Source organism: Hydrogenibacillus schlegelii, assembly GCF_001653195.1.
GTDB lineage: Bacteria > Bacillota > Bacilli > Thermicanales > DSM-22653 > Hydrogenibacillus > Hydrogenibacillus schlegelii.
This window is the reverse complement of sequence record NZ_JXBB01000023.1, coordinates 71,903-84,044: the sequence shown is the minus strand read 5'-3', so window position 1 is coordinate 84,044 and position 12,142 is coordinate 71,903. Positions and strand designations below refer to the sequence as shown.

General features: G+C 67.3%; 14 protein-coding genes. 2 read left to right on the top strand and 12 right to left on the bottom strand.

The annotated features are described in order from the left end of the window. Window positions 1–5 precede the first annotated feature (5 nt). Entirely contained in the window at window positions 6–206 is a 201-nt protein-coding gene (locus tag SA87_RS07325) for a DUF951 domain-containing protein (protein WP_066201392.1), read from the bottom strand. After that, window positions 190–861, bottom strand: coding sequence for a lysophospholipid acyltransferase family protein (locus SA87_RS07320; protein ID WP_066201389.1), 672 nt, complete (start codon window positions 859–861; stop codon window positions 190–192). The genes SA87_RS07325 and SA87_RS07320 overlap by 17 nt, the downstream gene beginning before the upstream one ends. Window positions 862–960: 99 nt before the next feature. Between SA87_RS07320 and yyaC the strand changes: the two genes are divergently transcribed. Further along, the gene (gene yyaC, locus SA87_RS07315; protein WP_066201386.1) at window positions 961–1,533 is read left to right on the top strand and encodes a spore protease YyaC; all 573 of its coding nucleotides are present in this window, start codon (window positions 961–963) and stop codon (window positions 1,531–1,533) included. Here the strand turns inward: yyaC and SA87_RS07310 are convergent, their stop codons facing one another. The 10 genes from SA87_RS07310 to rpmH form a co-directional block, all read right to left on the bottom strand. Further along, the gene (locus tag SA87_RS07310) at window positions 1,534–2,235 is read right to left on the bottom strand and encodes a DUF554 domain-containing protein (RefSeq protein ID WP_066201383.1); all 702 of its coding nucleotides are present in this window, start codon (window positions 2,233–2,235) and stop codon (window positions 1,534–1,536) included. Then, window positions 2,232–3,107: a ParB/RepB/Spo0J family partition protein gene (locus SA87_RS07305; RefSeq protein WP_066201381.1), complete on the bottom strand. Its 876-nt coding sequence runs from the start codon at window positions 3,105–3,107 to the stop codon at window positions 2,232–2,234. The genes SA87_RS07310 and SA87_RS07305 overlap by 4 nt, the downstream gene beginning before the upstream one ends. Before the next feature lie 17 nt (window positions 3,108–3,124). Then, window positions 3,125–3,901: a ParA family protein gene (locus tag SA87_RS07300; protein WP_066201379.1), complete on the bottom strand. Its 777-nt coding sequence runs from the start codon at window positions 3,899–3,901 to the stop codon at window positions 3,125–3,127. A gap of 39 nt (window positions 3,902–3,940) precedes the next feature. Next, window positions 3,941–4,774: a nucleoid occlusion protein gene (gene noc, locus SA87_RS07295; RefSeq protein ID WP_156423592.1), complete on the bottom strand. Its 834-nt coding sequence runs from the start codon at window positions 4,772–4,774 to the stop codon at window positions 3,941–3,943. Window positions 4,775–4,899: 125 nt separating this feature from the next. Next, window positions 4,900–5,610, bottom strand: coding sequence for a 16S rRNA (guanine(527)-N(7))-methyltransferase RsmG (gene rsmG, locus SA87_RS07290; RefSeq protein WP_066201377.1), 711 nt, complete (start codon window positions 5,608–5,610; stop codon window positions 4,900–4,902). Next, window positions 5,603–7,495, bottom strand: coding sequence for a tRNA uridine-5-carboxymethylaminomethyl(34) synthesis enzyme MnmG (gene mnmG / locus SA87_RS07285; protein WP_066201375.1), 1,893 nt, complete (start codon window positions 7,493–7,495; stop codon window positions 5,603–5,605). Before mnmG ends, rsmG begins: the two co-directional genes overlap by 8 nt. A gap of 66 nt (window positions 7,496–7,561) precedes the next feature. Continuing rightward, on the bottom strand, window positions 7,562–8,938 hold the full coding sequence (gene mnmE, locus SA87_RS07280; protein ID WP_066201373.1) for a tRNA uridine-5-carboxymethylaminomethyl(34) synthesis GTPase MnmE: 1,377 nt from the start codon (window positions 8,936–8,938) through the stop codon (window positions 7,562–7,564). Window positions 8,939–8,950: 12 nt separating this feature from the next. After that, on the bottom strand, window positions 8,951–9,724 hold the full coding sequence (locus SA87_RS07275) for a YidC/Oxa1 family membrane protein insertase (RefSeq protein ID WP_169793320.1): 774 nt from the start codon (window positions 9,722–9,724) through the stop codon (window positions 8,951–8,953). Window positions 9,725–9,768: 44 nt separating this feature from the next. Beyond that, on the bottom strand, window positions 9,769–10,143 hold the full coding sequence (gene rnpA / locus SA87_RS07270; protein WP_066201367.1) for a ribonuclease P protein component: 375 nt from the start codon (window positions 10,141–10,143) through the stop codon (window positions 9,769–9,771). Between the two features lie 44 nt (window positions 10,144–10,187). Further along, on the bottom strand, window positions 10,188–10,325 hold the full coding sequence (gene rpmH / locus SA87_RS07265) for a 50S ribosomal protein L34 (RefSeq protein ID WP_066201673.1): 138 nt from the start codon (window positions 10,323–10,325) through the stop codon (window positions 10,188–10,190). Window positions 10,326–10,671: 346 nt separating this feature from the next. Between rpmH and dnaA the strand changes: the two genes are divergently transcribed. Continuing rightward, complete coding sequence (dnaA, locus tag SA87_RS07260; protein WP_066201671.1) at window positions 10,672–12,033, top strand: chromosomal replication initiator protein DnaA; 1,362 nt, start codon at window positions 10,672–10,674, stop codon at window positions 12,031–12,033. Window positions 12,034–12,142 lie beyond the last annotated feature (109 nt).

Here is a 12,142-nt window from a genome sequence, read left to right as displayed (position 1 = left end):
CTCCCTCACGCGCCGGGCGTCGCCTTTTTGAGGACGCGCCGGAGCCGGCGCTCGAATTCCGAGCGGACGAACAAGACCGTCGCACCGCATCCGGTGCACTTCAGGCGGATGTCCATCCCCATCCGGACGATCGTCCAGGCGTTCGTCCCGCACGGGTGGGGCTTTTTGAGCTCGACGACGTCGCCCAGGTCATAGTCCTTCCGCATCCCGCGTCCCCCCTCCGGACGGCGCCTCCCGACCTTCTTCCGGATAGCTCTTCCACCCTCGGGCGGCGCCGTCCTGAAGGAGCGCCTGAAGCGCCGCCTTGATCCGCTCGGCGAACGCCGCCGGCGCCTCGCCCGGCCGGGGGAGAAGCGGCGACCCGAAGACGATCCGCACCTTGGCCGGCCGGATCCCCCGCTTCCCCTTCGGCATCGCTTCGCCGGTGCCGAAAAGGGCCGCCGGCAGCACCGGGACGCCGCTTTTGATGGAAAAGTACGCCGCCCCCTCTTTGAACGCCGACTCGGCAAACGAGCGGGAGCGGGTCCCCTCCGGAAAGAGGCCGATCGACCGCCCCTCCTTCAGGCGGCGAAGCGCCGTCCGAATGGCCGTCAGATCCCGGCCGGCCCGATCGACGGGAAAGGCCCCCAGGGCGCGGATGAGCCAGGCGAGCCACGGGTTTTGGAACAGCTCTTTTTTGGCCATGAAAGAAAGCGGCCGCGGGTAGAAGGCCGCGAGGTAAATCGGGTCGAGATTGCTCACGTGGTTGCTTACGACGATGTGGGGGCGCTTCGGGTCGACGTGCTCGCGGCCGTAGACTTCCACCCGGTGATACAGTTTGATGAGCCCGACGGCGATCGGTTTGAGGAGAACGTACAGCATGGCCCTCCCCGCTTTCCACGCCGGGCGTATGCCGACGCCCGGCCGTCGCTATACTAGATGATACCATGCGCCGCGGGGCGGATAAAAGGAGGCCGAGCCGTGCCCGCCATCCATCCCGACCGACCCGGTGGGCGGAGCCGCCTGGAAGCCGCGATCGCCGAAGTGCTTCAGGGGGCCGACGGTCCGTGGGTCTTCCTCTGCATCGGCAGCGATCGGTCCACCGGCGACAGCTTCGGCCCGCTCGTCGGGCGGTTTCTCCGGGCCCGGGGCTTCCCGGCGCCCGTCTACGGCACGCTGGAAGAGACGATCCACGCCGTCAACCTCGACGACGCCCTTCGGGCGATCCGCCGGCATCATCCCGGCGCCCGGCTGTTCGCCGTCGACGCCTCCCTCGGAAATCCGGACGACGTCGGGGCGCTCTCCGTCGGCCCGGGGCCGGTTTACCCGGGCCGGGGCGTGAACAAAGCCCTCGCCCCGGTCGGCGACGCCCACCTCGTCGGCATCGTCGGGCCGGCCGGCTGGATGCCGTTTTGGGTGCTGCAAAACACCCGCCTCTCCCTCGTCTGGCGCCTGGCGGAAGCGGCGGCCCAAGCGATCCACGGCGCCTGGCTCCGCACGGTCCTGCCGTGGCCCGAGGCCGAAGACGCCTCCGGCGACCGGGCGACCGGCTGATCAGAGCGCGAGATGGATCCCGCTTCCGGCCCAGAGAGCGGCAAAGGCGACCGCCGGCAAAAGGTCCGCGACGCGGAAACGGCCCAGGCCGATCATGTTGAGGCCGATCGCGGCGATGAGGACACCGCCGGTGGCGCCGATGAGGTCGATCGCTGCCGTCAGGGACGCTTCCGGGACGAGGGCGGTGATGCCGCCGGCGGTGAGGGCGATCGATCCCTGGAAGAGGACGATCGGCGCCGCCGAAAGGGCCACCCCGGCGCCGAACGTCCCGGCGAAGAGGACCGACGTCACCCCGTCGAGGAGCGCCTTCAGGTAAAGCAAGCGGTGATCGTGTTCCAGCCCGCTCTGAAGGGCGCCGAGGATGCTCATCGAGCCGACGCCGAAAAGAAGCGTCGCCGCCAGAAACCCTTCCGCCGTCCGGGACCCGCCGCCGAAACGGGCGGTGAGCCGTTCGGAGCAACGGTTCAGCCGCCCTTCGAGGTCCGCCCACCGGCCGACGGCCGCCCCGGCGGCGAGGCTCGCCGTCATGCCGAGGACGTCGTCGCCGGCGAGGGCCATCTTCAGGCCGATCACGACGACCGCCAGGCCGAGGGTCTGAAAGATCGCGTCCCGAAGCGGCGCCACCGCGCGACCGACGGCGAGGCCGATCAGCGTGCCGGCGACGATCGCCAGCCCGTTGACCAACGTGCCGGCGAGGATCATGGGACCTCCGCGGCCGCTTCCGGCCCGAGGAGGAGATCGACGAGCCGCCGGAGATCCTCCTCATCGACGAAGGCGATCTCGATCCGGCCCCTTTTTTCCCCGCGGATCGTCACCGGCGTACCGAAGCGCTCCCTGAGCCGGCTTTCGAGCGCCCGCCGGCGGGCCGCCTCCGGCGATCGGTCCGATCGCGCCGGCCGCCCGGCCGCCGGTTTCGGCCGGGCGGCCCGGAGCGCTTCTTCAAGCTTGCGGACGCTCCATCCTTCTTCCGCCGCCTGTCGGGCGACGGCGACGAGCCGACGCTCGTCGGCGACGCCGGCGAGGATCTTCGCATGCCCCATGGTCAATGTTCCACGTGAAACATACGCCCGGACTTCCTCCGGGAGGGTGAGAAGGCGCAAGGTGTTGGCCACCTGAGAGCGGCTTTTCCCCATCCGGCGGGCCAGCTCTTCCTGCGTCAGGGCGAACCGTTCCATGACCGCCCGGTACGCCTCGGCAATCTCCAGCGGGTTTAAGTCCTCCCGCTGGATGTTTTCGATCAGGGCGACTTCCATCATTTCGGCATCGGACATTTTCCGCTCGACGGCCGGAACGGTCTTCAGGCCGGCCATCTCCGCCGCCCGGACGCGCCGCTCGCCGGCGATGATCTCATAGCCGTGCACCGCCCGCCGGACGAGGATCGGCGTGAGGACGCCGTGGGTCCGGATCGACTCGGCGAGCTCCTTGAGCGCCTCCGGATCGAACGTCTTCCGCGGCTGGTACGGGTTCGGCCGGAGGTCGGCGAGGGGGATCTCCTGAATGCGGTCGTCGTCGGAAATCGAAAGACCCGGGATGAGGGCATCGAGCCCCCGCCCGAGGCCGCCTTTTTTGGCCATCGTCTCCCCTCCTCGGGCTACGCTTCGGCCGCCTTTTCGATGCCGAGCACTTCCCGGGCCAGCTCCATGTACAGATCGGCGCCCCGGGACTTCGGATCGTAGGTGACGACGGCCTGGCCGTGGCTTGGCGCCTCGCTCAGGCGGACGTTTCGCGGAATGATGGCCCGGTAGACTTTGTCCTTAAAATACTTTTTCACTTCTTCCGCCACCTGGAGGCTCAAGTTCGTCCGGGCGTCGTACATCGTAAGCAGCACCCCTTCGATCGTGAGCGCCCCGTTCAGGTGTTTTTGCACGAGGCGGATCGTGTTGAGAAGCTGGCTCAAGCCTTCGAGGGCGTAGTACTCCGCCTGGATCGGGATGAGGACGGAATCGGCGGCGGTGAGGGCGTTGATCGTCAAGAGCCCGAGCGACGGCGGACAGTCGATGAGGATAAAATCGTACGCCGATCGGATCGGCTCCAGAGCCCGCCGAAGGCGCACCTCCCGGCTTAACGTCGGCACGAGTTCGATCTCCGCGCCGGCCAGCTGGATCGTCGACGGAAGCAGATCGAGGTTCGGGACGTTGGTCGGCCGGACGACGTTTGCCGCGGGCACATCGTTGATCAAAAGATCGTAGACGTCGTAGACGACGTCCGCCTTGCTCACGCCGATGCCGCTCGTCGTGTTGCCCTGAGGGTCCATGTCGACGAGGAGCACCCGCTTTCCCAGGAGGGCGAGGGCCGCCCCGAGGTTGACGGCCGTCGTCGTCTTGCCGACGCCCCCTTTTTGGTTGGCGATGGCGATGATTTTCCCCACGCGGGTCACCCTTCCTTCTGCCGGCGAAAAAAAAAGCCCTCATCCCTTCGGAATGCGGATCGTCACCCGATACGCGCCCTCTTCATCCGCTTCGTCCACGTCGAGGGGAATGCCCGCCTCCCGGACCATGGCGATCGACCGCCGGATCGTGTTGAGGGCGATGCGCACGTCCCGAGACACGCCGCGGAGATGCGGCTTCTTTTTTTGTTTTTGTTGATTTTGTCCGCCCAAAAACCGCGCCACTTCCGCTTCCGTCCGCTGGACCGTCCACCCCTCGGCGAGAATCCGCGAAAGCACCCCCTCGATCGCCGCCGCGTCTTTGAGCGGAAGAAGCGCCCGGGCGTGCCGCTCCGTGATCTTCCGTTCCCGGAGCGCCCTTTTGACCGACTCCGGCAGGGCGAGGAGCCGGAGCTTGTTGGCCACCGTCGACTGACCCTTGCCGAGGCGCTGGGCGAGGGCCTCCTGCGTCAAGGCGTGGAGCTCCATCAGGCGGGCGTACGCCTCGGCCTCTTCGATCGGCGTCAGATTTTCCCGGTGAAGGTTTTCGATGAGGGCCAGGGTCGCCGCCTCGAGGTCCGTCAGCGACCGCACGATCGCCGGAATGTCCCCCTGCCCGAGGGCCTGAACGGCCCGAAGCCGCCGCTCACCGGCGATCAGCTCATAGCGGCCGTCGTCCAGAGGCCGGACGACGATCGGCTGAATGATGCCGTGTTCGGCGATCGTCCGGGCGAGCTCGGCGATCGCCTCCGGGTCAAACACCTGCCGGGGCTGATGGCGGTTCGGCACGATCCGATCCACCGGCAGGCGGACGACCGCCTCCCCTTTGTCGGCATCTCCCCCCAGGCCCAACCATCTGGAGACATACCCTTTCACCGTCGCCCCTCCGTTTCCCGAACGCGGCCGTCCCAAAAGCGGCCGGACCGTCGCGCCGGATATCCGCTCCCCCAACAGATTCGCCGCCGGCGGTTAAAATCCTTCCTGTTTCACGTGAAACATCGTCAGCGGAGGGGTCGGCGTTCCGGTTCGCCGGGACGCCGGGGGTAGCGCTCCGGCGTCGGATGAACCTTCCGAAACCAGAGCAGGACCCGCGAACCGTAGGCTCCGGGAAGCGCCAGCGGTTCCACCGCCGCCACCTCGGCGCCGAGGGCGGTGATCGCCCGCCCGGCGCCGGCAAGCTCCTCCCGGCCCCGCTCCCCCTTCCAGGCGACCGCCAGTCCGCCGGGCCGGACGAACGGCAAAAAGAGCTCAGCGAGCACCGAAAGCGGCGCCACCGCCCGGGCGACGGCCAGATCGAACCGGTCCCGGTACGCCGGATCCCGGCCGAGGACCTCGGCCCGACCGTGGACGAGGCGCACGTCCTGAAGGCCGAGGTCGGCGACGACCGCCTCGAGAAACCGGAGGCGTTTTTCTCGGGCGTCGAGGAGGACGAGGGAGAGCTCCGGGCGGACGATCTTCATCGGAAGCCCCGGAAAACCGGCGCCGGTCCCGACGTCGATCACCGACCGCGGGGACGGATCGTGCGGCGACAGGAAAACGGTCAGAGAGTCGTAGATGTGCTTGACCCAGATCGCCTCCGGCTCCGTGATCGCCGTGAGGTTCATCCGTTCATTCCAGGCGAGCAGGAGTTCGATGTAGCGGCCAAGGCGCGCCCGGGCCGCGGCGTCGATCGGAAGCCCCCGGTTTTCGAGCGCGGCGAAGATGTCAACCATCGCCGGCGACCTCGACCGGCCGACGCCCTTCGAGATGAACGAGGAGCGCGGCGATGTCCGACGGCTTGACGCCAGGAATGCGGGCCGCCTGACCGACGGTGAGCGGGCGGATGCGCTCGAGCTTCTCCCGGCCTTCGCGCGAGAGGCCGTAGACCGCCCCGTAGTCGAAAGACGGGGAGAGGCGCTTGTGCTCAAGGCGCTTCATCCGCTCCACCTCGGCCAGCATTTTCTTGATGTACCCTTCGTACTTCACGTCGATCTCGACCGCCTCGGCGACTTCCGGCGGCACCGGCGCATCCGGCGGGAAGGCCGACGCGAGGGCCGCATACGTCACCTCCGGCCGCCGGAGGAGCTCCGCGAGCGTTGCCGGCCCCTGAAGCGGCCCGAGGCCGACCGCCTCGAGGCGCCGATTCGTTTCGGCGTCGGGGCGAAGGCGCGTCTCCTCGAGGCGCCGCCTTTCCGCTTCGATCCGCCGCACTTTTTCCTGAAAGCGCCGGTACCGCGCCTCCCCGATGAGGCCGACGGCGTAGCCGATCGGCAAAAGCCGCCGGTCGGCGTTGTCGTGCCTAAGAAGCAGCCGGTACTCCGCCCGGGACGAAAGCAGCCGGTACGGCTCGTCGACGCCCCGGGTGACGAGGTCGTCGATCATGACGCCGATGTACGCCTCGTCCCGCCGAAGGACGACCGGTTCCTTGCCGGCGACGTATCGGGCGGCGTTGATGCCGGCGATGAGCCCTTGCCCCGCCGCCTCTTCGTAGCCCGAGGTGCCGTTCAGCTGCCCGGCGGTAAACAGCCCCTCGATCCGCTTCGTCATGAGGCTCGGCCAGAGCTCCGTCGGATCGATGACGTCGTATTCGATCGCGTAGCCGGGCCGCATCATCTCCGCCCGTTCGAGGCCCGGAATCGTCCGGAGCATCGCGACCTGGACGTCCTCCGGCAGGCTCGTGTAGAGCCCCTGAACGTACACCTCGTCGGTCTGCCGGCCTTCCGGCTCCAAAAACACCTGATGGCGCGGCTTGTCGTGGAAGCGGACGATCTTATCCTCGATCGACGGGCAATACCGGGGGCCCACCGCCTCGATCGCCCCGGAGAACATCGCCGACCGGCCGAGGTTGGCCGCGATCAGTTCGTGCGTCTCCGGCGTCGTGTAGGTGAGCCAGCAAGAAAGCTGAGGCTCCGGAAGCGGCCCCTCGGTTTCGTACGAAAAAAAGTTGGGCTCCGGATCGCCGGGCTGCTCCTCCATCCGGGAGACGTCGATCGTCTTTCCGTCGATCCGAGGCGGGGTCCCGGTCTTGAAGCGGAGCAGATGAAAGCCGAGGGCCTCGAGCCGAGCGCCCAACGCCTCGGCCGGCCGGGTGTGATTTGGCCCCGAAGGAAACGACAGCTCCCCGATGTGAACCCGGCCCCGAAGGTACGTCCCGGTCGTCAAGACGACCGCCGGCGCCCGGTAGACCGCCCCGGTCTCGGTGACGACCCCGTGCACGCGCCCCTTCTCGACGAGAAGGTCCGTCACCATCGCCTGCCGGAGCAAAAGCCCCGGGGTCCCCTCCAAGACCGCCTTCATCCGCCGGCTGTAGGCGAACTTATCCGCCTGCGCCCGGAGCGCCCGCACCGCCGGCCCCTTGCCGACGTTGAGCATCCGGATCTGAACGTAGGTCGCATCGATGTTTTTTCCCATCTCGCCGCCCAACGCGTCGATCTCCCGGACGACCTGCCCCTTGGCCGGTCCGCCGATCGACGGGTTGCAGAACATGAACGCGACATGATCGAGGCTGACGGCGAGAACGAGCGTCCTCGCCCCGAGCCGCGCCGCCGCCAAAGCCGCCTCGCTTCCGGCGTGCCCGGCGCCGACGACGATGACGTCGTACCGCCCGGCTTCGTACATCGTCTCCCCCCTTTCCGCCGTCCGGCACCGGCCCGTTCGGCGGATCGCCGATCGACCGGCGGCCGCTTACTTCCCGACGCAGAAATCGGAAAAAATCGTGCGGATGACCGTTTCGTCGACGTCCTCTCCGAGAATGGCGCCGAGATGCCGGAGGGCCTGCCGGAGGTCGACGAGGACGGCATCCTCCGGCGCTCCGGCGCCGGCGGCCCGGCGGGCGGCCTCTACCGCCTCGAGCGCCGCGTCGAGGGCCGCGAGGTGCCGGGCGTTCGCCGTCGCCATCGCCTCCGGTCGCGCCTCCGGCGAAAGGCCGAGCACCCGGAGGATCGCCGCCCGAAGCGCCGGAAGCCCGGCGCCCGTTCGGGCGCTCACCCGAACGACCGGGGCGCTCGGAAGATGCGCCGCCACCGCCTCCGGCGTGACGACCGAAGGCAGGTCGCTCTTATTCAGGACGACGATCGCCGACCGCTCCCGAAGCTCGGCCAAGAGCGCCGCGTCTTCCGGCGACAGAGGGCGGGCGCCGTCGACGACGGCAAGGACGAGGGACGCCTCCCGGAGCGCCTTCCGGGCCCGCTCGATGCCGATCGCCTCCACCGGGTCGTCGCTCCGGCGGATCCCCGCCGTATCGACGAGGCGGAGGACGACGTCGCCGACGACGAGGCGCACCTCGAGGACGTCCCGAGTCGTCCCCGGGACGTCGGTGACGATCGCCCGCTCTTCTCCGGCGAGGGCGTTAAACAGGGACGATTTGCCGGCGTTCGGCCGGCCGACGATCGCCGTCGGGACGCCGTCGCGAAGGAGGCGCCCCAGCGCGGCTTCGCCCCGAAGCGCCCGAAGGCGCCCGACGAGCGCTTCCAGCTCAGCGGCGATCTCGGCCCGGGTCACGTCCGGCTCGTCGTACTCCGGGTAGTCGACGGCCACCTCCAGCCGGGTGACGAGGCGAAGGAGCGCCGCCCGCACCGCGCGGACCGCCTCGCCGAACGCCCCGCGGAGGGCGCGGCCGGCCGCCAGGAGCGCCGCCTCCGTCTCGGCCCGGATGACGTCGAGGGTCGCTTCCGCCTGGGCGAGGTCGATTCGTCCGTTTAAAAACGCCCGCAAGGTAAACTCCCCCGGCTCCGCGAGGCGGGCGCCTTCCTTGAGAACGAGCTCCAGCGCCCGCCGGGCGACGAGCCGGCCGCCGTGGACGTTCAGCTCGACGACGTCCTCGCGGGTAAAGCTCCGGGGCCGGCGCATGACGCCGACGAGGACCTCGTCCAAGACGGCCTCCGTCGCCGGGTCGACGAGGTGGCCGTAGACGAGCCGGTGGCTTTCGATCGACCGAAGGGGCGTGCGGCCGCGAAAAACCCGATCGGCGATCGCAATCGCCTCCGGGCCGCTCAGGCGCACGATCGCCACGCCGCCCTCCCCCGGCGGCGTGGCGATCGCCGCAATCGTATCGTCCCGCATCGCATCCCTCCGCTACCGGCGGACCGACGGCTCTTCGGACCCCATCCGGCCCGCCCGAAGCAGATCTTTAAACAAAAACGTCTGCACGAGGGTAAACAGGCTGGAAAACGTCCAGTAGAGGGGAAGCGCCGCCGGGAGCGACAGCGTGATAAAGAACGTCATCAGCGGAAACAGGATGAGCATGAGCCGCATCTGGGGCGCCCCCTGCGGCATCGGATTGATCTTTTGCGTCACGTACACCGTAAGAAGCTGCGCCAGCGCCGCCACGAGGGGCAGGACGAAGGTCGGATCCCGGCTCCCGAGCTCGAGCCAGAGAAAATGGGCGCTTTTGATGTGCGGGCTGCGCCGGACGGCATCGTAGAGGGCAATGAACACCGGCATCTGAACGATGAGCGGCCAGAAGCCGCCCATCGGGCTCACGTCATGGGCCTGAAAAAGCTTCAAAAGCTCCCGCTGCATTTTCTCCGGGTCCTTCTGGTATTTTTCCCGGATCTTCTGCACTTCCGGCTGGAGCTTTTGCATCTTCGCCATGTTTTTATACTGATTGAAGACGAGAGGGAGAATGAGCACCCGCACGATCACCGTCACCGCCAGGATGGCGACGGCGTACGAGCCGCTCAGCGCGCCGAACCAGTCGATGAGGAGCGATATCGGATAGACGAAAAACGCATCGAAAAAGCCGTTCCGCGGATCCGGCGGCACGTCGACCGGCGCACAGCCGGCGAGCCCCAGCGCCGGCACGAGCGCCAGGGCGACGCCCATCCGGCGGCGCATTCCCCGCGACACCGCCATTCCTCCTTTGACTTTCCCGCCTCAACGCCGGAACCCGCTCAGCCGTCCGGGCCACCCGGGGGAGGAAAAAGCGCCGCCGCCTCCGCGAGCCGCGCCCGTACGGCGAGACGGCGAAAGGAGGCGTCCACCGCCCAAAAATCGCTCCCCCGGATCGACGGGCGGGCGATGACGACGACGTCGACCCCCGGCGGAAAGCGGTCGGCGATCTTCCGCGCGATCTCCCGGAGGACCCGTTTGTAATAGTTGCGGACGACCGCCTTGCCGACCTTTTTGCCGACGGAAAAGCCGATCCGCACCGGGCCGCCGTCATCTCGCCTTAAATAATAAAGAACGAGCCGCCCGTCCGCAACCGAGCGGCCGTTTTCGATCACCCGGGCAAAGTCGTCGCTTTTTCTGAGCCGCTCGACCGCCACCCCACCCCCTCCTCCGCGAAAAAAAAGACCACCCGCGGTGGTCGTCAAGCCGTGAGGCGCTTCCGGCCCTTTTTCCGCCGGGCCTTGATGATTTTCCGGCCGCTTTTCGTTTTCATCCGCTTGCGAAAGCCGTGGACCTTTTTTCGATACCGCTTGTTCGGATGATACGTCGGCTGCGCCATCGTCTTCCTCCTTCCCCACCCGATCTTTTCTGCATTATAAAAACCCGCGCCGCCGCTGTCAAACCGCCCGGCCGGCGGCGGTTTTTCCCCGGCCACGAACGGTGTTTTCCACGGCCTGTCCACCGGTCTCCCCCATCCGATCCACAGCGCACAGGCGCCCGATCGCCATCCACAGGGAAACGGTGGAAAACCGTCGACGGGCCGGCGGATCATTGCGGTCGGCGTCGATTTTTGCTAAGATAATCGATGCCTCGGGTTGTGGATGGCGCCTCGTTATCCACAGCTCCGTCCACAGCTGTGGAGAACCGATGTTGTGGATTTTTTTTTGTCCCGCGAGGTGACCGCCATGCCGCCAGAGACGTCGGTCCGGGCGCAAGAACTGTGGAATCGCGTCCTCGAGCGCCTGAAGGCCCGAATCAGCAAACCGAGTTTCGACACGTGGTTCGGCGAGACGCGTGCCGCGGCCAAAGATGACGATCATTTCATAATCATCACGCCAAATGCGTTCATCAAAGGCTGGCTCCAGGATCACTACACCGGCTACCTCGCCGACCTCCTCGCGGACGTCGCCGGCCGGCCGTACCGCCTCACCATCGTCACCGAAGACGAGTGGACCGCCCCGCCGGCCGCCCCGCCGGCCCCTTCCGCCGGCGCCTCCGATCCCCTCAATCCGAAGTACGTCTTCGAGACGTTCGTCGTCGGCAACGGCAACCGCTTCGCCCACGCCGCCGCCCTCGCCGTCGCCGAGCGGCCGGCCCGATCCTACAACCCGCTCTTCATCTACGGCGGCGTCGGCCTCGGCAAAACCCACCTCATGCACGCCATCGGCCACTACGTCCGGCGCCACCACCCCCACCTCAAGGTCGTCTACCTCTCGGCGGAAAAATTCACCAACGAGTTCATCTACGCCATCCGGGACAACTCCCCGGAAGCGTTTCGCCAGAAATACCGGAGCGTCGACCTCCTCCTCATCGACGACATTCAGTTTCTCGCCAACAAAGAACAGACGCAGGAAGAATTCTTTCACACCTTCAATACGCTCCACGAAGCGAACAAGCAGATCGTCATCACGAGCGACCGGCCGCCGAAAAGCATCCCGACGCTCGAAGACCGCCTCCGCTCCCGCTTCGAGTGGGGGCTCATCACCGACATCCAGCCGCCGGACCTCGAGACCCGCATCGCCATTCTTCACCGGAAGGCCCGGGCCGAAGGGCTTTCCCTTGACCCCGACGTGCTCACGTACATCGCCGCCCAGGTAAGCACCAACATTCGGGAGCTTGAGGGCGCCCTCATCCGCGTCATCGCCTACGCCTCCCTCGTCCGCCGGGACATCGACGTGCCGCTGGCGGAAGAGGCGCTCAAAGACCTGATCGCGCAAAAAAATACCAAACCGCTCACCGTCTTCGACATCCAAAAGGTCGTCGCCGACTATTACGGCGTCCCGCCGGAGGCGCTGAAAAGCAAAAAGCGCAGCAAGGATGTCGTCCTGCCCCGACAGGTGGCGATGTACCTCACCCGGGAGCTCACCGCCCTGTCGCTGCCGAAGATCGGCCAGGAATTCGGCGGCCGCGACCACACGACGGTGCTCCATGCGTGCGAAAAGATCGCCGCCCAAAAAGAAACGGACGTCGAACTGGCCCGGGCGCTCCGGGAAATCCACGAGCGCCTGAGCGTATTCACAGCCCGCCCCAAGCCGGTCGACGGCTGAATCCACAGCCCGTCGCCGGGCGAATCGGTTATCCACGGCCCTTTTCCACATATCCACAGTCCTGATGAAGACGACGGCGACGACACCGGTACCCCAAAGAAAGAGAAAG

Coding starts and splice junctions, on each gene's coding strand:
- mnmG (WP_066201375.1), bottom strand. CDS start 7,495: ATGTACGAAGCCGGGCGGTACGACGTCATCGTCGTCGGCGCCGGGCAC.
- dnaA (WP_066201671.1), top strand. CDS start 10,672: ATGCCGCCAGAGACGTCGGTCCGGGCGCAAGAACTGTGGAATCGCGTC.
- mnmE (WP_066201373.1), bottom strand. CDS start 8,938: ATGCGGGACGATACGATTGCGGCGATCGCCACGCCGCCGGGGGAGGGC.
- SA87_RS07305 (WP_066201381.1), bottom strand. CDS start 3,107: ATGGCCAAAAAAGGCGGCCTCGGGCGGGGGCTCGATGCCCTCATCCCG.
- rsmG (WP_066201377.1), bottom strand. CDS start 5,610: ATGGTTGACATCTTCGCCGCGCTCGAAAACCGGGGGCTTCCGATCGAC.
- SA87_RS07320 (WP_066201389.1), bottom strand. CDS start 861: ATGCTGTACGTTCTCCTCAAACCGATCGCCGTCGGGCTCATCAAACTG.
- rpmH (WP_066201673.1), bottom strand. CDS start 10,325: ATGGCGCAGCCGACGTATCATCCGAACAAGCGGTATCGAAAAAAGGTC.
- SA87_RS07325 (WP_066201392.1), bottom strand. CDS start 206: ATGCGGAAGGACTATGACCTGGGCGACGTCGTCGAGCTCAAAAAGCCC.
- SA87_RS07310 (WP_066201383.1), bottom strand. CDS start 2,235: ATGATCCTCGCCGGCACGTTGGTCAACGGGCTGGCGATCGTCGCCGGC.